The sequence below is a fragment of the Mesorhizobium sp. M00.F.Ca.ET.216.01.1.1 genome, assembly GCF_004010325.2.
Classification (GTDB): domain Bacteria; phylum Pseudomonadota; class Alphaproteobacteria; order Rhizobiales; family Rhizobiaceae; genus Mesorhizobium.
Genome location: NZ_SADR02000145.1, coordinates 1 through 426 on the forward strand (window position 1 = coordinate 1; position 426 = coordinate 426).

At 60.3% G+C, this 426-nt stretch carries 1 protein-coding gene; it reads right to left on the reverse strand.

What is annotated here, in order from left to right:
• Positions 1-289, reverse strand: a 289-nt coding sequence (locus tag EN859_RS35450; protein WP_135913619.1) for an Rrf2 family transcriptional regulator, incomplete at its 3' end; no start/stop codon positions are given.
• Positions 290-426: the final 137 nt, after the last annotated feature.

The following is a 426-nucleotide window of genomic DNA, read 5'->3' on the forward strand; positions in this document are numbered from 1 at the left end:
GGCGGATCTCGCCGCAGCGAAACGCGGGTTCGCGGCCCTCGACGGCCAGCACGATGTCGAGCAGTGTGATGCGTTCCGCAGCCCGCGCCAGCCGATAACCGCCCGCCGGACCCGGCACCGATTCCAGAATGCGCGCCGCGCTCAACATATTGAGATGCTTCAGGAGATAGCTCGGCGACAGGCCGAACGCTTCCGCCAGTGCCGCGCCCGGCATGGTGCTGTTGCCGTCCACACTGGCCAGCGTCGCCGCACAGTGGATGGCCGCCTCAACGCCCTCGCCCAGCTTCATCGTGATGATCTCCAATTCATGGACATCTTTTATCGTGGATAATTTTTATCCGCAATAGGAAAAATGGAACGTCCTGCTTTTTAGAACGGGAACACGTTGATGATTGGCGAAATGGGCGAGGACAGCGTCTTTCTCCC